We start from the raw sequence: 23,150 nt of genomic DNA on the forward strand, positions 1-23,150 counted from the left end.
AAACTGAAAAGCTTTTTTTCTAGATTTCAAAAGGTATAACGATCAAATGTGTGCGTAATGATGAGATCTGAATCACAGCATTCATACAACTGTATCTATATCGAATCCTCTTATGTTTTTCAATACTGAAAAATTCTTTCATATTAACTTAATGATGCAATATATCCTTTTCTTTAATAGATAAGTCATCATCGACTTTTTTTACATTATCATCAGTAATGTTTTGTATTTCCTTTTTGGCAACATGAAAATCATCTTCTGAGATTTCCTTATTTTTCTTCATTTCCTCTATTTCTTCCATAACATCTCTGCGTATATTTCTAATTGCAACTCGTGCATTTTCAGAAAATTGATGCAATAATTTCACTAATTTTTCACGAGTTTCTTGTGTTAAGTCTGGAAGAACTATACGTATAGTATTTCCTTCAACAACAGGATTTAAATTTAGGTTAGCATTGATTATCGCATTTTTCACTTCACCGATAACAGTAGCATCCCAAACTTTAACTGATAGAGTTTTGTTATCTATAGCTGAAACGCCTGCAACTTGGTTCAGTTTTTGATGTCCACCATAGATATTTACAACTATACCATCAAGTAATGATGAGTTAGCTCTACCAGTACGTACACCTTTCATATCATCATGAAAAGACTGAATAGTTTTTAGCATTCTTTCTTTTGTTTTAGCTTTTATTTCGTTTAACATAAATTACCTAATGTTTATAATCTGAGACTATAGTATAAGTACCTTGACCTTTAATAATATTGACCATTTTTTCACTTTTCAAAGAAAAAACTACAATTGGAATAGAATTTTCACGAGCAAGTGAAATTGCTGACGCATCCATAACCTTCAAATCACGAGTTAACAAATCTGTGTAAGAAAGCCTATCGTACATTATAGCATTCTCATTTTTTTTTGGATCAGCAGAATACACGCCACTTACTTGCGTACCTTTTAAAATAACATTACAATTCATTTCAACAGCGCGTAAAGCTGCAGCTGTATCCGTAGTAAAAAATGGATTACCCGTTCCTGCTGCAAAAATTATCACCCTGCCCTCTTCTAAATGATGAATAGCCTTCCTTCTTATATAAGGTTCACATATAGTAGTCATAGGTATAGCAGACAACACCCTAGAGACTATAGAGCTTTTTTCTAAAAAATTTTGCAAAATTAAAGCATTAATGACAGTACCAAGCATTCCAATATAATCACTGCTTGCTCTTTCACAGCCACTTAAAGATGCTGATGCACCACGAAAAATATTCCCACCACCAACAACAATACAAACTTGAACTCCGAGATTACAAACTTCAACTATGTCTTTGGATAGTTTATCTATCACTTCCATATCATGGCCAAATAGCTTTGATCCCATCAAAGCCTCCCCAGAGATTTTGAATAACACTCTGGGGTATTTTACTTCTGAAGTTTTGTTACTTATTTGCACCATCCAAAGTAAGTAACTTATAATTAGCTAATTTAACAGCACTTGATTCTATAAAATCAGCAATCTTCATTTTATCATCTTTTATAAACTTCTGCTCTAGCAGAACAACTTCTTCATAGTATTTAGCCATTCGTCCATCTACTATTTTTTTCGCTACCTCTTCAGGTTTATTTAAGCTCTTTACTTGCTCCTCAATTATAGAACGCTCATTGTTTAATTTTTCTTGATCTAAATCATCTATAGATAAAGCTTCAGGTTTCATAGCAACTACATGCATAGCTATTTGCTTTCCAATCTCTTGTTTATCACCAGATGATTGCAATGCTACTAAAGCACCAATCTTACCTAAGCCATGCATATTACCATGTACATAGCCAGCAATAATCCCATCCTTAGTCTCTAGGTAGCAAAGATTGCTTAACTCTAACTTCTCACCAAGAACCGATGTACCACTCATAATAGCTTCCTGCACTGTACCAACATCTTCATATTTGGCATTTTTTAACTCATCAAGACTAGTACAACGTTCTTGACAAGCAATTGATGCTAAATTTGAAACTAATGCTATGAACTTCTCATTTCTAGCAACAAAATCAGTTTCACAATTGACTTTAACCAATACACCATAATTTTTAGCCAAGCACATAGCAATAAGCCCATCGGAAGCTACTCTATCAGACTTTTTGTCAGCTTTAGCAAATCCTATTGTACGTAACCTATCAACGGCTTTCTTAATATCACCATCACACTCTTCTAACGCTTTCTTACAATCGCTTAAGCCAAGCCCTGTTCTATCGCGTAATTCCCTTATACTACTTGAATCCATCTTCATTTACTTACTATTACCTCCCTTTCTGTTTCAACCTTAATACGCTTCTTTTTAGTTTGCACAATATCCTCTTCTTTTTCTTGAATAAGCTCATCATCCTTAACTCTAGACCTTGTCAAACTAGACTCTATTCCAGCTAATATAGAATCAGCAACTAATTTACAATAGAGCTCTATTGATTTTCTTGAATCATCATTTCCTGGTATAGGATAGGCAATACCATCTGGGTCAGAATTGGTATCAAGTACTCCAACTACAGGAATACCCAGTTTTTTAGCCTCTTTAACCGCTATATGCTCTTTGTTAGTATCAATAATAAATAAAATATCAGGAACTGCTCCCATTTCTCTAATTCCACCCAATTCTTTATCAAGCTTTTTTCTTTTCTTTTCAATGTTTCCTAATTCTTTTTTTGTTAAGATGCTATCTTCATCATTGGATATTTTCTCATATTGTATCAAAGTTTTTATCGAAGAAGAAACAGTGTTCCAATTAGTAAGCATACCACCAAGCCATCGATCATTTACATAATACTGACCACAACGAACTGCTTCACTTGCAACAATATCTAAAGCTTGAAATTTCGTACCAACAAATAAAATGCGACCATCTTGAGATGCAACATCGTATAAAGCTTTCATCGCCGCCTCTAACAATGGTAATGTCTTTCGTAAGTCTATTATGTGTATACGATTCTGTTGATGTATACCATATATATATGGGGCCATTTTCGCATTCCAGCGACTAACTTTATGGCCAAAATGCACACCAGATTCAGCTAAATCACGTATAGTAACTTTAGGCAAATTTGTCATATTTATTCCTCCAAATAGTTTATCCTCCATGGCATAACCCTAACGGGACTACTTGCATAAGCCATGTGTGAAATTAAGTTATTTACATAGTAATAAAAAAGACAAAAAAGCGCAAACAAAAAATATTGACAAGTGGCAACACGTTGATTAGCTTTAAAGTTGCAAACGTTAAAAAGCAATGGGGGGTGTAGCTCAGTTGGTTAGAGCGCATGCCTGTCACGCATGAGGTCGTGAGTTCAAGTCTCATCACTCCCGCCATTACAGCAGAAACACCTTAAAATTCTTTAAGTTTCTTATTAATTTGAATTAATTTCTTTCAGAGACTTGACATGATATTGTAATTGCTGCTTAATCTATTTAACTTTATCGTTAATAATTGGGATTAAATATGTTCATTTCTGAGGTTTTTGCGGCAGATGCGACTAACAATGTATCAGCATCTGTTGCTAGCTTTATTCCACTCATTTTAATATTTGTAGTATTTTATTTTCTCATTATTCGCCCCAATCACAAAAAACTCAAAGAACATAGAAGGATGATAGATCAAATAAAACGTGGTGATACGGTTATTACTTCTAGTGGAATAATAGGTGAAGTAAACAAAGTTGACGAAGTAAATGCACAACTAATACTAGAAATAGCACCAAAAATTGAAATAAAAATCCTAAAGTCTGCTATATCTGAAATCTTAAATAAAGAAATTCAAAAGCCAGTAGCTAAATCTATTGAAAAAAGCAAAGTTGAAAAGAATGGCAAGAAAAATAAACTAGAGGAAAGTAAAAAAGACAAAAATGCTTCATAATTTACGAAGTGTGTGGAATATTAGGTATAGTAAGTAGCGGTGATTCAGTAATACCAACTTTACTAACCGCGTTGCAAAAATTGGAATACAGAGGGTATGACTCTTCAGGTATAGCAATTATAAATAATAGAGGTAAGATAGAAGTCAAAAAATCAGAAGGTAAAGTTGAAAGATTATGTGAAGTTATTCATGAGAGCAAGATATCTAGTAGCAAAGTTGGTATAGCACATACTCGTTGGGCTACACATGGAGTTCCAAATCTTAAAAATGCTCATCCCATTTATATAAATAATGTTGTTGTTGCTCATAATGGCATAATTGAAAATTACAATATATTAAAAAAGGATCTGGAGGAAAAGGGAGTATCTTTTCATACCGACACTGATACAGAAGTAATACCAAACATATTAACTGCATATCTTAATGAAGGATTGTCACCAGTTGATTCTATATTACAGTGTCTAAACAATTTACAAGGTTCACTTGCTTTGGCTTTATTATTTGCAGAATATCCAGATACTTTATTTGTTGCAAAAAGAAATTTGCCTTTAGCAATAGGATATAACTGTAATAAAGTGTTTGCTGCTTCTGATACTAATACTTTGAATTCATTTGTAGAAAAAATATTGCATTTAGAAGATAATGATATTGCAGTAATAAAATCTAACGAATTCAGTATATATAATAATGGTATACAAGTTAAACGCAGAACAGAAAATAGCAGTCCAAGAAATTTTCTAGTTAGTAAAAATGGTTACCCTAGCTTTATGCTAAAAGAAATTTTTGAGCAACCGTATGCATTAAACAAAACAATAAATCAATTTTATAAACAATATAAAGAAATCAACAAAGAATTATTTTCTGAACTAGGTTACATTACTATAGTTGGATGCGGTTCATCCTATTTTGCTGGACTAATAGCAAAGTGTTGGCTGGAAAGTATTGCTCAAATTCGGGTATATCTAGAAATCTCGTCAGAATTTAGGTATAGCAGCGTCAAGCTCGAAGAAGGTAGTATTGGCTTATTCATTTCTCAATCTGGTGAAACTGCAGATACTATGGAAGCACTACGTTATGCGAGATTGCAGAAACAAATGATCATTAGCATAATTAATACATTTAATAGCAGCATAGAAAAAGCCTCAGATATTGTATTGCATACTCTTGCTGGACCTGAGATTGGTGTTGCTTCGACAAAAACCTTTTCTACGCAGCTTGCAATTTTAGCATGCTTTGCTGTAGAGCTTGGAAAAATAAAAGGTATACTGGGTAGAGAGAGGATAAAGAAATTAAGCGGTGCTATTAATTCCATTCCCGAACATGTAGAGCATGTTTTGAATGTGATGGAAATACAACATATATCAGGCAGTATATTAGAGCACAATAATATAATTATAATTGGGAGAGGAAGCTCATATGGAGTTGCAATGGAAGGTGCATTGAAGATAAAAGAGCTTTCATATATCAACACAATTGGTATTGCAGCGGGAGAAATGAAGCACGGTTCTATCGCCTTGATAGACTCTACTGTACTTGTTATCGCAATTATTCCTTACGATAATTTATTCTTTAAAACGCTATCCAATATACAAGAGATTATTGCAAGAAAAGGTAAAGTAATTGCCTTTAGTGATAAGCAAGGAGCACCGCTCTTAAAGGGAATTTGCATAGATGTGGTGCAACTTCCAGAAGTTGACAATTTTGTTTCTCCAATTATCTACAGTGTTGCTATGCAATTTCTTGCTTATTCTATTGCAGAAAAAAAAGGGTTAGATGTAGATTGTCCGAGAAATTTAGCTAAATCTGTCACAGTTGAGTAACTTATTTAAAGTGAGTTGCTAATTAACAGCTCTAATTGTCAGTTATAAATTACTGAATTTTACTAATAAATTCATTGCTATCATTAGCCCTCTGCGAAAGAATATGTAACTAATGTAAGGATGAGAGAGGCTAAAATCTACGCCTCAAATTAACAAGATTTGCCATTATGGTTACCAGACACAACTTAACCTAGCAAGCAAGAATTAACTAACAGAAAAATTGAAAACTAATATCAGTCTCTTATGTAATGCTACTAATATTTTTCTAAAAAGCAATATGTTTTCTATTCAGGAAAGTCTACATCGCCATAACAATATTTACTAGAATGAGGTCTTGTCTCATTGTAAAAACACAACCAATGATCAACGTCTATCTGAAGATCTTCTAATGAATTGTAGATTGTTTTACAAAAAAAGAGGAGTAAATGAGAGTTCAGTAACTTGATCATAGAGTTGTACTGCCTTTCCATATTTGAAGCAAGTTGTTATTCTACCTCAAACCATAGCACAAAGTAAATACGGCATTTTATACTAAAATTTTCTGTTTATGAGTTATATTATGTAAAGATACTATTTGACATTGAGCTTTAAAGATATTATGTAATAGCATTATTTAATATGTGAGGTTTATTATGGCTAAAGTAAGTGCTGGTGAAAACTCAAAAAAGCTTAAAGATGGTAAAAATCAGCCCATATCACCAAAAAAGTTCAAAGGCAGTCAGTCTATGTCACCAAAACGGAGTCAGAATTCTGGTGAAAAGCTATGGAATGCATTAGAATCATTAGAAGAAGCAAAATCAGAGTTAAAAAAAAGAAAGTTTGAAATAGAACTAAAAAAAGACACTAAAATATCAGAAGAAGGAATAGAAAAAGTAGTGGAATTGGAAAGGAAAACAGAAAAAGAGATAGAAGAAATAGCAATGCCAATATCAACGTTACTACTTAAGGAAACAATAATAAAATTACAAGGAACAAAAATAATAAATTTTTTAAAAAAATTAGAAAAACAAGTAAAAGAAATGCAAGAATTATGTAAGAAACTAGAATTAAATGCTAAAATAGAAAAAGAAGATCTAAATAAGCTCGAGGACATAAAGAAAGAATCAGAAAAGTGTTGCAGAGAGTTAGTGAGCTATATGCCTAATTCAAATAATCCTAGAATGTTGTACACTGCTGTTATTGGTGTTGGTCTTGCTGTTGGGCTGGTAGCAAGTACTATACTTGAACATACAACTAGACTAAGTATATTAGCAATAATTGGCATAGCTACAGCATCTGCACTCGTAGCTGGTGGTGCTACATATGAAGCACTAAGACCTAATACTAAAATAGATGAATCAAAAGAAGTCCAAATAAAGAGTTCTCATCACTCACTTTCCTAATCACACTTTAATTCAAACTTTATCAGTTTTATTCAAGTTGCTTCTAAAAGGAGAATATCAATGGTGTTCTCCTTACTGATTTGGTTAAAATGCAGAAAACGCCTATGTCAAAATTTACACAGATGTTAAGTGCTGCCACTAATTCCCAGTTAGTACAATTTGTGTATCTTATTGACATATTTAATTTATTCTGTTACAATTTTTAATAATTAGGTTGAGGTAAAACAATGAAGAGTTTTAAATGGCTACTTAATCAAGTCAGACTTTCATGGATTAGCTTAATATCAAAAGTAAAGAGCTTTTTTCAAACTAACGATACACATCATCAAACAACTGCTAGCAATGGAAATGACCATACAAAAAAAATAAGTATAGAGAATAAAATAGAAACGAAAGGTAATGAGATTGATTTAGAGGATGAACAGGATGTGTTTGAGGATGCTCTAACAGGAGAAGAGCTAGATGAAGAAGAATTTTTTTATGCTGTTGAAAGTTTTAATGAACAGGAAATTAATGCTAATAGAGAAAAAAAGGAATATGAAAAAAATAAGTACTATAGTCTACAAGAAAAAAATGAATTTGATCACACAACGCACACTCTTACACTTGCTTTTGAAATTGAAAAGCCATTTCCAGACTCTGACCTTAGTAAATTTAAATTGTGCGAGCTTAAGCAAAATGGTGGTAAATATACATTTACTCTAGAGGATGACCAGAAAAATCTTATAGAGCTACACTCTGAATACCTTAATATGTATTTTCCTAAGTATTTTGAGAAACACAGAAAAAAAGGAGCATACACTGAACTTTTTTCTCAAGAAGAAAATGGAATTAGCAATGATATTATCATCCCATTAGAAGTTCCAAAAGAGGTAGGGATACTTACTGAAAAATTCGGCCGGATGAACTTCATAAAAGCAAATATACAATCTCAAATATCAGATTTTCCGGGAGGTATAAATCTAAAAGATTGTAAAGATCATGTAAACTTCTATCTTAATTCAAATAATACTATATCTCTTTTTCTAACGTCAGCACCGACAAAATTTGCAGCTAAATTATCAGGTACTCCGATAGAAACAAACTGGCCAATAAAGGATATTTTAGTTAGAGGTAATTTTATTAATCAACATATTGATAAACAATCTAGAGTTGAAGAAACTTTTGAAGTAGTTAACGTAGAATATCATCAGAGTCAAAGATTTCAGTCTAGCATGTAGCTTTATACTCCTTCATCAATACAACATAATTTTGTGCTGACTGCATAATATATTTAATTTCCTCATCTGACATTTTTTTGAAGAATTGTGCTGGCCTGCCAGCCCATACTTCACCACTTTTTATCACTTTTCCATGTGTCACCAGTGAACCAGCAGCTACCATAGCTTCAGACTCGACAATCGCATGATCCATTATAACAGAGCCCATACCAATAAATGCTTTATCATGTATCGTGCATGCATGTAACACACAAAAATGTCCAACCGTCACCATACTACCAATAATCGTGTCACCGCCTGGATTTCTATCTACATGAATTACGGTGCCATCTTGAATATTCGTTTCATCACCTATTTTAATTGATCCAACATCTCCTCTGATCACACAATTAAACCAGATACTCGCATTCCTTCCTATTTCAACGTTACCTATGATACGCACACCATCTGCGATAAAAGAACTTTCATCCATTTTTGGTTCATAATCTTTGTATTTTAAAATGTGATAGCTCATAATTTAAATAAGGTTTAATACATACTTGGATTCCAGTAGTCAAGTTACTCGGGTAAAGATATTCTTGACTTATGATCCTTATGCTCCTAAAATCTTTATTTTTAGCTCTATTCATAATGTCAGTAACAGTACTTAGTGTACTTCAAATAATATTAGTTGTTGTATTGGTAATTTTAGTGCTCCTGCAGCCACCTGGAAGTAGTTCATTAAGTGGCTTTAGTAATTCACAACAGGGAATGAATTCAATAATTCCGGTAAAGTCTTCTGAAAATCCACTCAGTAGAATAACTTCTATAGTTGCTGGACTGTTCATTATAAATACACTGTTACTATCAGGATTATGTTCAAAAGATGTACATAAAAAATCAATTGCAGAGAAGATTATATCAGAAAAGAAGCAAGAAGGCCAATCAACTTCTGTTCCATTTGAAAATTAATGAAAGAAACCAAGTTTATCTTTGTTACAGGTGGAGTTGTTTCATCACTTGGTAAGGGTTTAGTTGCTTCAAGTGTGGGAGCACTTCTTCAAGCTCATGGATTCAATGTTCGCATCAGAAAGCTTGACCCATATCTCAACATTGATCCTGGAACAATGAGCCCAGCTCAGCACGGGGAAGTATTTGTTACTGAGGATGGTGCTGAAACTGATTTAGACCTTGGACATTACGAGCGTTTTACTAAAATTAAAGCAACCAAGGACGACAATATAACAACTGGTAAAGTATATAATAAATTATTAAAGAAGGAAAGGTGTGGTGATTATCTAGGCAAAACTGTGCAAATCATTCCTCATGTGACAGATTTAATCAAATCTTTCATTTTTAATGGTACAGAAGATTTAGATTTTGTAATATGCGAAATAGGCGGAACCGTAGGTGATATTGAAAGCCAACCTTTTTTGGAAGCTATACGCCAAGTTAATTATAAACTAGGAAAGCAAAAAGTTATCCTTATTCACTTAACTTTAATACCATATCTCACTGCAGCACAAGAATTAAAGACAAAACCGACACAGCATTCAGTTCGAGAGTTAAACTCTGCGGGGTTACAACCAGATATTATATTATGTCGCAGTGAAAAAGAAATTTCCGATAATCAAAAAGAAAAGATAGCCAATCTTTGCAATGTTTCTTTATCTAACGTAATACCTGCTCCTGATGTAAACCATATATACGAGTTACCGTCCTTGTATAATCAATGTGGGCTCGGGACACAAATTTTGGATCACTTTCACTTAAGTAAGCCAAAACCAAGCTTACCTGAATGGGACCAAATAGTACACTCTATGAGACATCCAACACAAGAAGTTATCGTTTCCATAGTAGGAAAATATACTGAATTTCCTGACGCATATAAATCACTGATTGAAGCATTAAACCATGGTGCAATTAGTAATAAAGCTAGAGTGAAGATAAATTGGGTCAACTCAAGAGAAGAGAATGGAAAATCTATAGATGCAAAGTTTATCAGAGGAAAATTACAAAGCTCTAATTCAGTCCTTGTTCCAGGAGGATTTGGTGATAACGGAATAAAAGGTAAAATATTAGCAATAAACTATGCCCGTGTAAATAACATTCCTTTTTTAGGAATATGTCTTGGTATGCAGCTTGCAGTGATTGAATTTGCTCGTAACGTTATTAAGCTTGAAGATGTACACTCTGAAGAATTTTATACTTGCAAACACCCAATCATCAAGCTCGCTGATGGTAAGAACGTTGATCTTGGTGGAACCATGAGACTTGGAACATACAAGTGTAATGTAAATCCAAATTCAAAAATGGCAAATGTGTATAGTAGTGTCACTATTTCAGAAAGACACAGACACAGATATATAGTTAATTTAGATTATAAAAATAACTTAGAAGAGAATGGAATGATATGCAGTGGTATATCAGAAGATAAAACATGCATAGAGGCAGTGGAGCTAAAAAATCACTCATGGTTTATTGGTGTGCAATTTCATCCAGAATTTCAATCAAGACCATTTTCTCCTCATCCTCTCTTTACATCATTTATTAAGGCAGCTATTGACAATAGAGTTTAATAGAACTGAATAAACTATATTCTAATAGAGAGGTAAAAAATGTTACTAAGAAATAGTAAAGATAGCATTACATATGGATCTGCGACCTTCGAGGAATTGAATAGGCATGTAGAACAAATAATACATAAATTAGAGGAGGATCAAATTATAGAGGATATAATGGAAGAAGTAGTTGTAGCTATAAACGAACTAAAATCGGTAGAAGAAATAAAAAAATATTTAAAGCGAGAAATAGATAGCCTTGTAAAAAGGACAATAGTCCTTAGTGAATTCTATAACCTAGAAAAAATAGAAAAGCCAAGAAAAGAAAATTATATTTACCCAAGCACCTAATGTTTAAGTACCAATATATGGAACTTGCCATAGAGCAAGCAAAACTTGCTCAGAAAGATGGCGAAGTGCCAATAGGTGCTGTAATAGTTAATGGAAACAATATCATCTCCTCTGCACACAATATATCTAATGATCCAACTGCACATGCAGAAATGTTAACAATTAGACAAGCATTTTCAACTTCCACGCTTTATGAAGCTGAAATGTACGTAACGTTAGAGCCGTGCCCGATGTGCGCTCAAGCTATCTCTTTTGCAAAAATTAAACGTCTGTACTTCGGGGCTTACAATCCCAAAGGTGGAGGAGTTGAAAACGGCACTAGAATATTTCAATTCTGTAACCACATACCTGAAGTTTATGGTGGAATATTAGAAACAAAATGTTCTCTTTTGTTAAAAGATTTCTTTGAGAAATTGAGAACTTAGTTTAAGATGTGTGGTTATTGTTCTGTTTTGCATTCACTTGCTCTTTGTACGAGGTTATCACTTAAGAGCGGAAGTTGCTTCATCTAGTATTAAAACCTGAGGATTTTTAAGCTTATACGTTGCTTTTGTCCTTTAGAAATTTTTAGTCTACTATCTTTATCCAGAAAAAAATTGTAAAATTTCTATAGTTATGGTATAATTGTAAATACCGCTTGCCAATAAGCTGAGTATAAAAATGCCGTTCGGACAAATCATTACATATAGCACGATATTACTTGCTATAATTGCAGTATTTCTCTTTTTGAGAAAAATATACAAAAATCATATTAGAAAAATTATATTTCCTCTAAAAGTTCTCAAAGAAGAATGGGAAGAAAATAGAAAATTTAATGAATTATATCAAAAAAATAAGCAAAAAGAGTTGATGAAACAACAGGAAATGCTAAGCGAGAAGCAAAAAGATATTCAAGTTTACAAAGAAGATCTAGAAATAGTTGATATAACAAAGCCACTAGGTAAATGGACAAAGATGGTTATGATGGGTAGTGGTTTAATGAAGCATTTTGCACAATTGATACACAGAGAAGGCGATAAAAAAGGATTTTGGGAGCTATTTATAAAAGCTCAGTCTTCAACTAAGGGTAAACATAAAGGAAAAGGCAGATAATCCATGCTTGAATGTAAAAATCTATCCTGTGCTCGTAATAACAAAGTATTATTTAAAAACCTCAATTTTAAAGCTGAGCCAAAATCAAAAATCTTAATCACTGGTCCAAATGGTAGCGGCAAAACCAGCTTAATCAGAAGTTTATCTGGACTCTTACCACCAGTATCAGGCAATATGCGATACTGCGGAAAAGACATATATGATGATCCAAAATCCTTTATACCTTCCATGGTCTATATAGGCCATAAAAACGCCTGTAAAGATAGCTTAACAATTGGTGAAAACATAGAATTCTGGGCAAGAATACGGAACACTAGAGAATTAGTTATGGCAACTGCTTATTGTTTAGAGTTGCAACCTGTATTTAACATTAGATATGGTGAACTTTCTGCAGGCTGGAAAAGAAGAGTTGCGCTTGCTCGCCTCTTAATTTCTAATGCAAACGTTTGGCTGATAGACGAACCATTTTGTAATCTCGACAGTGCAACGTGTGAATTAATATTAAATCTAATCTCAATACGCTCTGAGCAAAACGGTATAGTAATTATTACAGGACATAGCTCTACAGAACAATTGTGTGACTTCAAGACAATCGACATACGTGATTTTAACAGACCTCTTGTATAATTTTTGGCCTTATTGTACTTACATCAATAATTTATTATCACATTTAATATTACGCATTAAAATTAACTCATCTCTTTCAAAGGCTCTATATTAAAAATCGAAAGTCCAGAAGCAATGACGTATGCTAAGGCTTGGACGAGAAACATTCTTGCAGCGGTAAGATTTAAGTTATTATCCAGTATAAACCGCATATTTAAATCACTTTTGCCATATCCCCATAAAACGTGAAACGCTTCTGCAACTTCAAGTAAATAGAAAGTGATTCTGTGTGGCTCACAAAGCCTTGCAGATATTTCTACCACATCTGACCACTTTGCTAAGGTTTTTATGAGGAATAGCTCCCCATCTGTCTTTAAAAGTGAAGGGTCTGCTGTTGGGAGCTCTTTTGGAACATTACGCATTAGTGAATGAGCACGAGCGTGCGCATATTGCACGTAAAAAATAGGATTGTCTTTTGATTGTTCTTTAACTTTAGCAAAATCGAAGTCCAAGACCATATCATTCTTGCGTGTTAACATTATAAAACGAGTTATGTCCTTGCCAACTTCTTCCACTACATCTCTTGCTGTGAGGAAGTTTCCTGATCTTTTGGACATCTTAACAGGTTTGCCATTCTCAAAAAAATTCACAATATTATGCAGTTTTACCTCTATCTTTGCTTGATCATCACTGAGCGCAGAGACAACTGCTCTAAGCCTTTTAATATAACCGCCATGGTCACTGCCGAGCTCTACGATCATATTGTTAAAACCACGTGATATCTTATCAAAGTGGTAAGCAATATCCGAGGCAAAATAAGTCCAACTGCCGTCCTTTTTCTTCAATGCACGATCAACATCATCACCAAATTTTGTAGAGCGAAATAACATTTCTTTCCTGGAAGTCCAACTTTCACTTTCTTTGCCTTTTGGTCTCTCCAAGTATCCTTCATACACAAGACCCTTATCAAATAATATCTTTATACTCTCTTCGATTTTGCCATTTTTTTGTAGCTCATACTCTGAAGTAAAAATATCATGATTGACTCCAAGCAAGCTCATGTCCTCCTTTATAAGTTCTAAGATAGAACTTAAAGTATATTCTCTAATTACTCGATTATCTTCCTCTTCTCTAAGCTCCTTGCCATATTTTTTAGCTAGCCCCTCCCCTATTGGTTTTAAATATTCACCTGGGTATAAACCTTTTTCGATGCTAATTTTTTCTCCCAGAGCTTCCTTATACCGCAAATATACTGACTTTATTAGTGTATCTATCTGCGCTCCAGCATCATTAATATAGTATTCCTTAGTAACTTTATAACCAACTTTCTTTAGTAAATTTGCCAGAACATCACCAAACACTGCTCCTCTTGCATGACCAATATGCAGTGGACCAGTTGGATTTGCAGATACAAATTCAACATTAATGGCCTGATTGTTCCCTATATCTAGGGTGCCAAACTCTGTTTTTAGCTCATTTATTTGTTTTAAAATTCCATGCCACACTTCTATTTTTAAGTGTATGTTGATGAAACCAGGGCCTGCTATTTCCACTTTTGCAACTTCATCAAAAAGTTCAAATTCTTTGGCTAAAACCTCTGCAATTTCAATGGGATTCTTCTTTTCATGTTTTGCAAGCACCATAGCAACATTTGTATAGATATCACCATGTGCTCTATTGCTTGGAGGCTCTATGATAAAGTTTGTTGCATTCGTGCTTATAACACCCCTTTGCCTCAACTCATTTAACTTGCTGGAAATGAGAGAGGAAACCTGCTTGAAAATATTCATTAACTAAAAAGCTATAAGACCTGTAGCAGTATAGTGGATAAATGGGAGAAGTTGAAGGGTTATCTTGTGTCAGCTTGTTAATACACTTGACAATGACTGAAGTCTATGCTATAATAAGAATTATATTAACAGAGGAGTTATAAACATGATGGAAGTAGAACTTAATAAATATGTTAATGGTAATACCTTAGACTTAAATAGTCTACATATACACATGGAGAAGTTAATAAACTTTTTACAAGAGAATCCAAATATTACAAGCCTTATCTTACACGACTGTTATATTGATGCTGAGGGTGCAGAAGTTTTAGATGAGACATTAAAGAATGTTAATGCTCCGAATCTTACTGAGTGTAAAGTAACTTCTAGTATTATGGGTAATCAAGGTTCAATAGCAATCACTAAATTATTAGAGAATGGTAACTTTCCAAATCTTGTTAAGCTTGATTTAATTTCTAATAATATAAGCCCTGATGGTGGAGTGGAATTTATGTAATAGTTTAGACTTAATCTGACAAGCGAATAGAGTAAGATAAAAATATAAACAAATTTTAAAGGAGTGTCAGATATGAGTACAACACAAGAAAAAATATTAAAACCAAAGTTAGGATTGCTAGAACTTGCAAAACAATTAGGGAATGTATCGCAGGCATGTAAAGTGATGGGATATTCGAGAGATACATTTTACCGATTCAAAGAACTATATGAAACAGGAGGAGAAGAGGGATTACATGAGATAAGTAAAAGTAAGCCATTATATGCAAATAGAGTATCAGAGAATATAGAAAAAGCAGTAGTTGAAATAGCAATAGAATTTCCAGCATATGGACAAGAAAGAGCAGCAAATGAACTGAAAAAGAGAGGAATTCTAATATCTGCTAGCGGGATAAGATCAATATGGCAAAGAAACGATCTTGAAAATTTTAAAAAGAGATTGAAAGCGCTGGAAGCGAAGGTAGTACAAGATGGTATAATTTTGACAGAGGAGCAAGTTACTGCTTTAGAAAAAGCTAAGGAACAAAAAGAGGCACATGGCGAAATTGAGACACAACACCCTGGATACTTAGGTAGTCAAGATACCTATTATGTAGGCAATATCAAATGTATTGGACGAATTTATCAACAAACTTTTATTGATACCTACTCTAGAGTGGCCTTCGCTAAGCTTTATACGGAGAAAACTGCCATAACAGCTGCAGATCTTCTCAATGATAGAGTTATACCATTTTTTGATGAACAGAAAGTTCCATTGCTACGCATTTTAACCGATAGAGGTACGGAGTATTGTGGCAAACCAGGGAATCATGCGTACCAGCTATATTTGGGAATAGAAAATATTGATCACTCTAGAACCAAAGCTTATTCTCCACAGACTAATGGTATATGTGAAAGGCTTCATAGAACTATGCAAGACGAATGTTACAATATTATCTTTAGGAAAAAGATTTATAGTACTTTGGAAGAGCTTCAGTTAGATGTTGATCATTGGTTGCATTCTTACAATAGAGCTAGACCTCATTCTGGTAAGTATTGCTACGGTAAGACTCCTATGCAGACCTTTTTTGACAGTATGCATATTGCTTACCAAAAAAATATTGATAACATTAAAGCAGATTCTGATATCGGTTTTGACTTCGTCGATTCTTCTGTCAGATAATTCATGCTTGTCAGATTAAGTCTAAACTATTACAGTGCGAAATTGGTGCTGGTAAAACTTGTGTTGGCAAATTGAAAGCCGTACAAGGTGATTTTGGGAAATGACTATAATTATAAACCATAATAATCCTTAAAAAAATACTATGATGTTATTATAAGTTAAAATGATTAAAGATTTAATAATTTTCATTATTAATCTAGCATAACAACCAACAAGTATGACTCAAATTTTCCTTCAGTTTTTACTATATCTTCGCCAATTTTGCATACAGCCCATCTTTACTCATTAGAGAATCATGAGTTCCCACTTCTTCTACTTTCCCGCAATTAATCACTATAATCTTGTCAGTTTTGAGTGCGGTTGATAGCCTGTGCGTAATTATAATTGTTGTTCTGTTTTGCATCAACTTGCTAAGTGCTTTTTGCACTAGGTTTTCACTTTTATAATCAAGAGCAGAGGTTGCTTCATCCAGTATTAAAACCTGAGGGTTTTTGAGTATGGCTCTTGCTATTATAATACGTTGCTTTTGCCCTTCAGAAAGTTTTAATCCTCTTTTTCCTACAAATGTATCAAATTTATCAGGCAGCTTATCAATAAATTCCATCGCATAAGCGCTGATAGCTGCTTGCTTCACCTCTTCATATTCAGCATCTGGTTTACCATATAGTATATTTTCCATTATTGAGCAAGAAAATATCATGTGATCTTGTGGTACTAAGCCAAACAGCGATCTTAGATCATTTAGCGCAATTGTCTTAATATTCTGTCCATCGATAGTAATGCTACCTTTGTTTGGATCATGAAAACGGAGCAGAAGCTTTAAAATGGTGCTCTTGCCACTGCCAGATGGTCCAACAATTGATACTGATTGGCCTACCTCTATAGAAAATGATACGTTATTTAATGCTGGCTTATCAGCATAAAAAAATGTTACATCATTAAACGAAATTCCTTTTTGAACACTATTGATCCTTATAGGATTATCACTATCTAATATAGAGCTTTTCATGTTCATAAATTCAAATAAACGCTCTACAATTCCAAGACCTCGTTGCAAATCACTGATGTTATCGCTTAGATTGTTTACAGCCCCTGAAGCAAGCGCTGAATAAAACACAAATGAGGAGAGTTCTCCAATGGTCATATTATTACTTAAGACTTCTTTTATTCCAAAAAAAAGCAAAATAACTAGCGAACCTATCACACACGTGATAACTAGAGTTACTAAAATAGCACGCAAGAGTACTAATTTTACGTATGATTTTGATACTGAGTTTAGATGTTTCTGAAAACGAATTTTTTCATTTTCTTCGAGTACAAACGATTTGATAGTTACTATAGATCTAAAATTTTCCTCACTAAATGATGCAAGCTCACTTAATTTATCCTGAGCAAAGCGTGCATAATTGCGAACTTTTTTTCCAAGTGAAGTCATGATAATGAGCAGTATGGGTATTATTGCAGCTGCATATGCAGTGAGGTGCAGATTTGTGTATAATAGCATTGCAACACTACCAGTCAGTACAACAAAATTTCTCAATATTGTCAGTAAGCTGCTGTTTATTATCGATTGCAATGCAGAGGTATCAGTAATTAATGCTGAGATAACATCTTGTACGCCTGTGTTCTCAAAGAAACTCGGTTGCAAGTCAGTGATACTGCTATATAAGTCGTATCTGATTCTTGCGATAACTTTCTCGCTGCCAATGCCAATGAAATATAACCGAATAAATGCAGTGAAAGAAATGCCCAAAACTATCAGTATTGAAACTACGAGCTTGGTAGTAAAGTTATGCTCTGCGCCAGAATCAATTATGTTGCTTAAGCCCCTACCAAAAAGAAGAATCGTTAAAGCTGAAAATAGAACTGCAATAAAAGCTATGCTAAAATAATGTAGACTAGGTTTTATATAGTAAAATAGCTGCTTAATGTTAGATCGCATTTTATTTTAAAGTTAAGTATATAGATTTTAGTTCAGGAAAAAGGTACAGCATTAGTCCACAGTGTACCTCCTGAGAGCAATACGTTCAAGAAACTTTAGCTTGATTTCTACTGAAGGAAAAACGCTGCGCAATTACAGGAAGATAGCAAAAGAACTGTTGGAAGGATGAGCAGACCAGAGTTTAATATTCATTTTATTCCAATGTGTAACGCCACTATTCCATAGCTCATATTATAGAACTCAACATTCTTAAAGCCTACCTCTTCAATTTCCATTTTAAAATTAGTTTGAGTTGGAAATTCTCTTATGCTTCTTACTAGGTATTCGTAAGAACCCTTATCTTTAGCAACTATGCTACCAATTTTAGGAATTACTTTAAATGAGTATAAGTCATAAAATTTGGTGAATATCTCATTTTGATAATGCATAGGGGCAAACTCCAAGCAAATAAATTTCCCATCTGGCTTCAATACCCTATATGCTTCACTTAAAGCCTTTTTACGGTCAGAAAAGTTTCGAATACCAAAAGCTACTGTATAATAATCAAATTCAGAATCTTCAAATGGTAAACTCTCTGCATTTGCACATACCCAATTGAAATTTAGCTGATTTGAATTTATTGCTTTATCACGCCCTTTGTCCAGCATGTTTTGATTTATATCACATACTGTAACTTGAGTACTTGGTTCACCTCTTGCTATTCTTATAGCTATATCTCCGGTTCCTCCAGCAATATCCAAAACCTTGGAGTTCTTTTTAAAATGCACACTACTTACCATCTTCTCTTTCCATAGCCTGTGCATTCCAAGGCTCATTATATCATTCATAATGTCGTAGCGATTTGCTACAGAATCGAAAACCTCTTTAACTAATTGTGATTTATCCATATTTTATACAGAGATTAGCAGTTAAATTAATATACTAATGAGAAAAATATACTACAATTAAACATATTTAATCCAGTAAATCATTAGTGTCGACAGCTTTTTCACAAAATATCATCTCTCTTATTATGATATTATCTGTAGCAGTTGTTGATATGGCAACAGACTTATACTCAGTTGCATTGCCAAGTATTGCCAACTATTTTAAGGTGAAAGGTAATATAGCGCAGCTTACGATCAGTTTAAATTTAGTAGGAGTTGCAATATCTGGATTAATTTATGGCCCATTGTCAGACTATTATGGCAGGCGCCTAATAATGCTGATTGGTATGACAATTTTTACTTTGGCAAGTATTGTATGTTGTATAGCTGATAATATTATACTTTTAATATTAATCCGGTTTATACAAGGAGCTGGAGCTGGTGTTGCAGGCGTTGTCGGATATGCAGCAATCAGGGATATGTACTCAGGTAGTGAATACTCAAGAGTAATCTCAAAGTTAAATATGGTAGTAGCGCTTTCACCTGGAATAGCTCCAGTAATAGGCAGTTATATGATTTCACATGGATATAGTTGGAAGTTTTTGTTTTTTATCATATCACTTGCCGCAATTGTTATGCTCATTTTTATTTACTTGAAGCTACAAGAAACGCTGACCGTAAATAAAAGTAAAGCCAGTATTAATATCTTCAAGCAGTATATATTAATATTTAAGAATTATCGTTTCCTTGGATTTTCAACCATTCATGGATTAACTTTCATGTGGCTTTGGGCATACATTGCTAACTACCCGTTCATATTTGAATCAATGGGCGTCGAAGTACAATATTTTGGCTATCTCATATCAATCATAGTTATATTTTACATAATTGGAACTTTAATTAATAGAAGGTACGTACCAAAAATAGGAGTGAGCAAGATGCTAATCATAGGTTTGGTATTACCAATAATATCTGATGGTTTATTGGTATATTTTTATTTCATGAACAAATTGAACGTACTTATTCTTCAAGTTCTTTGGATTCCAAGCAATATAGGACTTGCACTCGTAATCAGCAATAACGTAACTTCTGCTTTAGAAACGGTCAAAAGTATAGGGCTTGGTAGTGCAGTTCTCTCATTTTGCAATATGATGTTTGGGGCTGTTGGAATATACATAGTAGGAAAATTCTTTTCTTATGGCATTTTACCAAATTTACTATTAACAGTTGTATGTTCTATAATTGCAATTCTTATATATAGTTTACTTAAATACACTGAAAAACACGAAGGATAATCATTATTTCTACAACCAAGAGTTCATGAATTATTAACTACCTTACTATAGTAATGCAATTTTATAGAGAAGTGTTAAATGAATTATTCAATCAGAAATATAGATGCTGCTTTACTTGATGCTGCTAAAAGAGGTGATCTTAATGAAGCAAAGCGCCTAATAATTGAAGAAGCTGATGTTAATATGCATATGATGGATCTCAAGGTAATTCTCTATATTGGGCTGTTAAAAATAATCATTCTGATATAGCAAAAGTTCTATTAGATAATGGAGCAGATTTTATTGCTTATGACTCTTCTCGAGAACGCCACGTGTTAAATAAATACGAAGAAGTAAAAGCTGAGCATTGTAAGGTTTCTCTACATCTGGCTGCCAGACTTGGCGACTTGAAAGCAGTAGAAGACCTATTAAAGAAAGAAGCAAATGTTAATACAAAAAATGATAAAGGACAGACTCCTTTAGATTTAGCTAAGACAGAAGAAATAAAAAATCTATTACAAAGCATAAAAGATGCCAATGACAAATTGCTTGAAGCTGCTAAAAGCGGTAATATTGATGATGTAGAAAATCTGTTAAATAGAGAAGAAAAAGTACAGGTTAACGCAGAAAATGAATTTGAAGAGACCCCTCTACACTTATCTGCTCAAAATGGACATAAAGACGTAGTGGAATTTCTACTCAGCAAAGGAGCAAAGGTTGATGTAAAAAATGAATTTGAAGAGACTCCTCTGCATTTTGCTGCTAAAAGTAGATATAAAGATACAGAAAGGATAGTAGAATTTCTACTTGATAAAGGAGCAGACGTTAATGCACAAAATAATGCAGGAGAAACCCCTTTACATTTAATTCTTCAAAAAATAGACCTAGATATAGATACAGATAAATTCTACACTCTACTGAACAAAAAAGGCATCAATGTTAATCTAACAGATAAAAATAAAGAGACTCCTTTGCATTTTTTTTTAAAAAAGAAAGCGATGGAGATACCTGAATTGGACGATCTACTGAAAGTAGAAAGTATCAATGTTAATTTACAAAATATAGATGGAAAGACTCCTTTACACCTGGTAATTGAAAAAAACAACTGGAATACATTGCCTAATGTATCGTGGAGCCGTGAAAAGATGGTCGATATTCTAATAGAAATGAAGGCAAATGTTAATGCAGTAGATAAGGATGAGAGGACTCCTTTACATTGGGCTGCAGGATATGGTAGAAAAGAGATAGTAAAAGCTCTAATAAACGCAGAAGTAAATGTTAACGCAGTAGATAAGGATGAGAGGACTCCTTTACATTGGGCTGCAAACTATGATAGAAAAGAGATAGTAGAAGCTCTAATAAACGCAGAAGCAAATGTTAATGCACAAGATAAATATGGAAAGACTCCTTTAGATTTAGCTAGCACAGAAGAAATAAAAACTCTATTACTAAAACCCCCCAAAAAAATTGATGACAGTATAGCATCAAAAGATAATGAAGTAGGTCAAGAGGAAGATGCTAGACAAGAAGGTAATGTCCAACCAAGTTTACAAGAACAAAAGGAAGAACAACAGGAGATCAGTGCAGAAGAAGAAAGTGATGTAAAAATTGAAGCTGCTGATAATGGACATTCTATTGACATAACACTTACACAAAATGGTGTTAGTCCACGAAGTTAATCATCAACAAATGAAGAACAGCCAAGCTCTTTTTTTAGTAGTTTGTTTGGTATACTGATTAAACCTTTTTCTTTAATAGGATCATTTTTAGGTGGATTTTTTCATGGTTGTTTGGATCTGATGAACCATCAACTGAATCTGATCAAATAATTGCACCAAGTATAGCTGTTCTCATAATAGTGGAAACAGAGGAATGTTTTTCCTGGCTCTGTTTTTTATAGCAAACCAATGATGCTCAATTTTATTGAAATCTGGAGAATATGGAGGCAGATACAGAATGTCTGCACCAACCCTTTTGGCAAGTTCGACAATCTTTTTAGACTTATGAAAAGTTGCATTATCTAAAATCACTGTTTGTCCAGGCTGTAAAATTGGTGCCAGAAATTGCTCGAACCAGCCATTAAAAACCTCTGTATCACAATAGCCTTCAAACGTCATAGGTGCAACATTTTTCCCTTATTTAAAGCTGCAATCATGCTAACTCTCTGAGTTTTCTTACCTGATTTTAGTGCATTCTCCCTTTCTGCAATATCCGTATTGGTAATCTTCTGTATTGTCTATACCAGATTCATCAATATATACCAAATTTTTAGGGGACTCTGCCGATATGACTTTCAGAAATTCAGCGCGTTTTTCTTCGTTTCTTTCTTCATATCCATAAGTCTTTTTTTGCGTGTAAATCCAAATTTTTTTAGAGCTCTATGAATCGTTTGACGACTTATATTGCCCCAGCACCTCTGATTGTGTTTTACCGCCGTGCTTTTTTATAAATTCTGCAAACGCATTCCAATCGGTGATTTTATGATTATAGCCTCTATTTCCCAGTTTCTTCGATTCCTGTTTCTTTCCGCCTTTTCTCCCATTTGTACAATGTTACTCTACCGATTTTGAACCTCTTTGCTACTGCTGTTTTACTCTCTCCTTCATCTAACGCCTGCATGGCTTTTTTCCTTAAGTCATAACTGTATGCTGCTGGCACTTTTACCTTCTTATTACCCTAAGTCTCTATTTTATCCTGTTTCCACTATTAT

At 33.6% G+C, this 23,150-nt stretch carries 22 protein-coding genes, 1 tRNA gene and 2 pseudogenes; 15 read left to right on the plus strand and 10 right to left on the minus strand.

What is annotated here, in order from left to right:
- Positions 1-148 precede the first annotated feature (148 nt).
- The 4 genes from frr to rpsB are packed head-to-tail and all read right to left on the minus strand — an operon-like array spanning position 149 to position 3,098.
- The gene (gene frr, locus ABWU52_RS05320; protein ID WP_015588404.1) at positions 149-706 is read right to left on the minus strand and encodes a ribosome recycling factor; all 558 of its coding nucleotides are present in this window, start codon (positions 704-706) and stop codon (positions 149-151) included.
- A gap of 7 nt (positions 707-713) precedes the next feature.
- On the minus strand, positions 714-1,457 hold the full coding sequence (gene pyrH, locus ABWU52_RS05325) for a UMP kinase (protein ID WP_353276487.1): 744 nt from the start codon (positions 1,455-1,457) through the stop codon (positions 714-716).
- Entirely contained in the window at positions 1,441-2,286 is an 846-nt protein-coding gene (tsf, locus tag ABWU52_RS05330) for a translation elongation factor Ts (RefSeq protein WP_265031066.1), read from the minus strand. The genes pyrH and tsf overlap by 17 nt, the downstream gene beginning before the upstream one ends.
- Positions 2,283-3,098 carry a 30S ribosomal protein S2 gene (gene rpsB, locus ABWU52_RS05335; RefSeq protein ID WP_264682668.1) on the minus strand — a complete coding sequence of 272 codons (816 nt, stop codon included), beginning with the start codon at positions 3,096-3,098 and terminating at the stop codon, positions 2,283-2,285. The genes tsf and rpsB overlap by 4 nt, the downstream gene beginning before the upstream one ends.
- Positions 3,099-3,279: 181 nt before the next feature.
- Here rpsB and ABWU52_RS05340 point away from each other — a divergent pair.
- The 3 genes from ABWU52_RS05340 (at position 3,280) to glmS (ending at position 5,720) form a co-directional block, all read left to right on the plus strand.
- Positions 3,280-3,356: transfer RNA gene (locus tag ABWU52_RS05340), tRNA-Asp, on the plus strand.
- Between the two features lie 130 nt (positions 3,357-3,486).
- Complete coding sequence (gene yajC / locus ABWU52_RS05345) at positions 3,487-3,900, plus strand: preprotein translocase subunit YajC (RefSeq protein WP_006012489.1); 414 nt, start codon at positions 3,487-3,489, stop codon at positions 3,898-3,900.
- 8 nt (positions 3,901-3,908) lie between these two features.
- Positions 3,909-5,720 carry a glutamine--fructose-6-phosphate transaminase (isomerizing) gene (gene glmS / locus ABWU52_RS05350; RefSeq protein WP_353276488.1) on the plus strand — a complete coding sequence of 604 codons (1,812 nt, stop codon included), beginning with the start codon at positions 3,909-3,911 and terminating at the stop codon, positions 5,718-5,720.
- A gap of 265 nt (positions 5,721-5,985) precedes the next feature.
- On the opposite strand, the pseudogene ABWU52_RS05355 reads toward glmS, so the two are convergent.
- A pseudogene (locus tag ABWU52_RS05355) lies at positions 5,986-6,139 on the minus strand (IS481 family transposase); the annotation flags it as partial.
- A gap of 213 nt (positions 6,140-6,352) precedes the next feature.
- Here ABWU52_RS05355 and ABWU52_RS05360 point away from each other — a divergent pair.
- The gene (locus ABWU52_RS05360) at positions 6,353-7,102 is read left to right on the plus strand and encodes a hypothetical protein (RefSeq protein ID WP_353276489.1); all 750 of its coding nucleotides are present in this window, start codon (positions 6,353-6,355) and stop codon (positions 7,100-7,102) included.
- A 227-nt stretch (positions 7,103-7,329) separates the two neighbouring features.
- Positions 7,330-8,322, plus strand: a complete 993-nt coding sequence (locus tag ABWU52_RS05365) for a hypothetical protein (protein WP_353276490.1) — start codon at positions 7,330-7,332, stop codon at positions 8,320-8,322.
- Here ABWU52_RS05365 and ABWU52_RS05370 read toward each other — a convergent pair.
- Positions 8,312-8,836 (minus strand): gamma carbonic anhydrase family protein, encoded by a 525-nt coding sequence (locus tag ABWU52_RS05370; RefSeq protein WP_353276491.1) that lies wholly within the window; start codon positions 8,834-8,836, stop codon positions 8,312-8,314. The genes ABWU52_RS05365 and ABWU52_RS05370 overlap by 11 nt on opposite strands.
- A 116-nt stretch (positions 8,837-8,952) precedes the next feature.
- On the opposite strand from ABWU52_RS05370, the gene secG reads away from it, so the two are divergent.
- The 6 genes from secG to ccmA all read left to right on the plus strand — a co-directional run bounded on the left by secG (position 8,953) and on the right by ccmA (position 12,932).
- Entirely contained in the window at positions 8,953-9,273 is a 321-nt protein-coding gene (gene secG / locus ABWU52_RS05375) for a preprotein translocase subunit SecG (RefSeq protein ID WP_007302593.1), read from the plus strand.
- On the plus strand, positions 9,273-10,880 hold the full coding sequence (locus ABWU52_RS05380; RefSeq protein WP_353276492.1) for a CTP synthase: 1,608 nt from the start codon (positions 9,273-9,275) through the stop codon (positions 10,878-10,880). The genes secG and ABWU52_RS05380 overlap by 1 nt, the downstream gene beginning before the upstream one ends.
- Before the next feature lie 39 nt (positions 10,881-10,919).
- Positions 10,920-11,213 carry a hypothetical protein gene (locus tag ABWU52_RS05385; protein WP_353276493.1) on the plus strand — a complete coding sequence of 98 codons (294 nt, stop codon included), beginning with the start codon at positions 10,920-10,922 and terminating at the stop codon, positions 11,211-11,213.
- A 17-nt stretch (positions 11,214-11,230) separates the two neighbouring features.
- The gene (locus ABWU52_RS05390) at positions 11,231-11,638 is read left to right on the plus strand and encodes a nucleoside deaminase (RefSeq protein WP_010404879.1); all 408 of its coding nucleotides are present in this window, start codon (positions 11,231-11,233) and stop codon (positions 11,636-11,638) included.
- Positions 11,639-11,873: 235 nt separating this feature from the next.
- Complete coding sequence (locus tag ABWU52_RS05395; protein WP_353276494.1) at positions 11,874-12,305, plus strand: hypothetical protein; 432 nt, start codon at positions 11,874-11,876, stop codon at positions 12,303-12,305.
- A gap of 3 nt (positions 12,306-12,308) precedes the next feature.
- A complete protein-coding gene (ccmA, locus tag ABWU52_RS05400) occupies positions 12,309-12,932 on the plus strand; it encodes a heme ABC exporter ATP-binding protein CcmA (RefSeq protein ID WP_353276495.1) in 624 nt (207 codons plus the stop codon).
- A 62-nt stretch (positions 12,933-12,994) separates the two neighbouring features.
- On the opposite strand, the gene argS is transcribed toward ccmA, so the two are convergent.
- A complete protein-coding gene (gene argS, locus ABWU52_RS05405; RefSeq protein ID WP_353276496.1) occupies positions 12,995-14,701 on the minus strand; it encodes an arginine--tRNA ligase in 1,707 nt (568 codons plus the stop codon).
- Positions 14,702-14,846: 145 nt separating this feature from the next.
- On the opposite strand from argS, the gene ABWU52_RS05410 reads away from it, so the two are divergent.
- Together ABWU52_RS05410 and ABWU52_RS05415 are read left to right on the plus strand one after the other, a co-directional pair.
- Positions 14,847-15,197, plus strand: coding sequence for a hypothetical protein (locus ABWU52_RS05410; protein WP_353276497.1), 351 nt, complete (start codon positions 14,847-14,849; stop codon positions 15,195-15,197).
- A gap of 72 nt (positions 15,198-15,269) precedes the next feature.
- Complete coding sequence (locus ABWU52_RS05415; protein WP_353276176.1) at positions 15,270-16,358, plus strand: IS481 family transposase; 1,089 nt, start codon at positions 15,270-15,272, stop codon at positions 16,356-16,358.
- A 244-nt stretch (positions 16,359-16,602) separates the two neighbouring features.
- Here ABWU52_RS05415 and ABWU52_RS05420 read toward each other — a convergent pair whose 3' ends face one another.
- A complete protein-coding gene (locus tag ABWU52_RS05420; RefSeq protein WP_353276498.1) occupies positions 16,603-18,300 on the minus strand; it encodes an ABC transporter ATP-binding protein in 1,698 nt (565 codons plus the stop codon).
- Positions 18,301-18,488: 188 nt separating this feature from the next.
- The gene (ubiE, locus tag ABWU52_RS05425; RefSeq protein WP_353276499.1) at positions 18,489-19,187 is read right to left on the minus strand and encodes a bifunctional demethylmenaquinone methyltransferase/2-methoxy-6-polyprenyl-1,4-benzoquinol methylase UbiE; all 699 of its coding nucleotides are present in this window, start codon (positions 19,185-19,187) and stop codon (positions 18,489-18,491) included.
- A 125-nt stretch (positions 19,188-19,312) separates the two neighbouring features.
- On the opposite strand from ubiE, the gene ABWU52_RS05430 reads away from it, so the two are divergent.
- Together ABWU52_RS05430 and ABWU52_RS05435 are read left to right on the plus strand one after the other, a co-directional pair.
- The gene (locus ABWU52_RS05430; RefSeq protein WP_353276500.1) at positions 19,313-20,461 is read left to right on the plus strand and encodes a Bcr/CflA family efflux MFS transporter; all 1,149 of its coding nucleotides are present in this window, start codon (positions 19,313-19,315) and stop codon (positions 20,459-20,461) included.
- A gap of 311 nt (positions 20,462-20,772) precedes the next feature.
- Positions 20,773-22,119, plus strand: coding sequence for an ankyrin repeat domain-containing protein (locus tag ABWU52_RS05435; protein ID WP_353276501.1), 1,347 nt, complete (start codon positions 20,773-20,775; stop codon positions 22,117-22,119).
- A gap of 171 nt (positions 22,120-22,290) precedes the next feature.
- On the opposite strand, the pseudogene ABWU52_RS05440 reads toward ABWU52_RS05435, so the two are convergent.
- Positions 22,291-23,098, minus strand: a pseudogene (locus tag ABWU52_RS05440) (IS630 family transposase).
- Positions 23,099-23,150: the final 52 nt, after the last annotated feature.

The sequence above is a fragment of the Wolbachia endosymbiont (group B) of Villa cingulata genome (genome assembly GCF_964028285.1).
In the GTDB taxonomy this organism is placed as follows: domain Bacteria; phylum Pseudomonadota; class Alphaproteobacteria; order Rickettsiales; family Anaplasmataceae; genus Wolbachia.

What these genes read in the sequence shown, in the direction of transcription:
- frr (WP_015588404.1), bottom strand. Translation starts at nt 706, where the DNA reads ATGTTAAACGAAATAAAAGCTAAAACAAAAGAAAGAATGCTAAAAACT.
- pyrH (WP_353276487.1), bottom strand. Translation starts at nt 1,457, where the DNA reads ATGGTGCAAATAAGTAACAAAACTTCAGAAGTAAAATACCCCAGAGTG.
- tsf (WP_265031066.1), bottom strand. Translation starts at nt 2,286, where the DNA reads ATGAAGATGGATTCAAGTAGTATAAGGGAATTACGCGATAGAACAGGG.
- rpsB (WP_264682668.1), bottom strand. Translation starts at nt 3,098, where the DNA reads ATGACAAATTTGCCTAAAGTTACTATACGTGATTTAGCTGAATCTGGT.
- yajC (WP_006012489.1), top strand. Translation starts at nt 3,487, where the DNA reads ATGTTCATTTCTGAGGTTTTTGCGGCAGATGCGACTAACAATGTATCA.
- ABWU52_RS05360 (WP_353276489.1), top strand. Translation starts at nt 6,353, where the DNA reads ATGGCTAAAGTAAGTGCTGGTGAAAACTCAAAAAAGCTTAAAGATGGT.
- ABWU52_RS05365 (WP_353276490.1), top strand. Translation starts at nt 7,330, where the DNA reads ATGAAGAGTTTTAAATGGCTACTTAATCAAGTCAGACTTTCATGGATT.
- ABWU52_RS05370 (WP_353276491.1), bottom strand. Translation starts at nt 8,836, where the DNA reads ATGAGCTATCACATTTTAAAATACAAAGATTATGAACCAAAAATGGAT.
- secG (WP_007302593.1), top strand. Translation starts at nt 8,953, where the DNA reads ATGTCAGTAACAGTACTTAGTGTACTTCAAATAATATTAGTTGTTGTA.
- ABWU52_RS05380 (WP_353276492.1), top strand. Translation starts at nt 9,273, where the DNA reads ATGAAAGAAACCAAGTTTATCTTTGTTACAGGTGGAGTTGTTTCATCA.
- ABWU52_RS05385 (WP_353276493.1), top strand. Translation starts at nt 10,920, where the DNA reads ATGTTACTAAGAAATAGTAAAGATAGCATTACATATGGATCTGCGACC.
- ABWU52_RS05390 (WP_010404879.1), top strand. Translation starts at nt 11,231, where the DNA reads ATGGAACTTGCCATAGAGCAAGCAAAACTTGCTCAGAAAGATGGCGAA.
- ABWU52_RS05395 (WP_353276494.1), top strand. Translation starts at nt 11,874, where the DNA reads ATGCCGTTCGGACAAATCATTACATATAGCACGATATTACTTGCTATA.
- ccmA (WP_353276495.1), top strand. Translation starts at nt 12,309, where the DNA reads ATGCTTGAATGTAAAAATCTATCCTGTGCTCGTAATAACAAAGTATTA.
- argS (WP_353276496.1), bottom strand. Translation starts at nt 14,701, where the DNA reads ATGAATATTTTCAAGCAGGTTTCCTCTCTCATTTCCAGCAAGTTAAAT.
- ABWU52_RS05410 (WP_353276497.1), top strand. Translation starts at nt 14,847, where the DNA reads ATGATGGAAGTAGAACTTAATAAATATGTTAATGGTAATACCTTAGAC.
- ABWU52_RS05415 (WP_353276176.1), top strand. Translation starts at nt 15,270, where the DNA reads ATGAGTACAACACAAGAAAAAATATTAAAACCAAAGTTAGGATTGCTA.
- ABWU52_RS05420 (WP_353276498.1), bottom strand. Translation starts at nt 18,300, where the DNA reads ATGCGATCTAACATTAAGCAGCTATTTTACTATATAAAACCTAGTCTA.
- ubiE (WP_353276499.1), bottom strand. Translation starts at nt 19,187, where the DNA reads ATGGATAAATCACAATTAGTTAAAGAGGTTTTCGATTCTGTAGCAAAT.
- ABWU52_RS05430 (WP_353276500.1), top strand. Translation starts at nt 19,313, where the DNA reads ATGATATTATCTGTAGCAGTTGTTGATATGGCAACAGACTTATACTCA.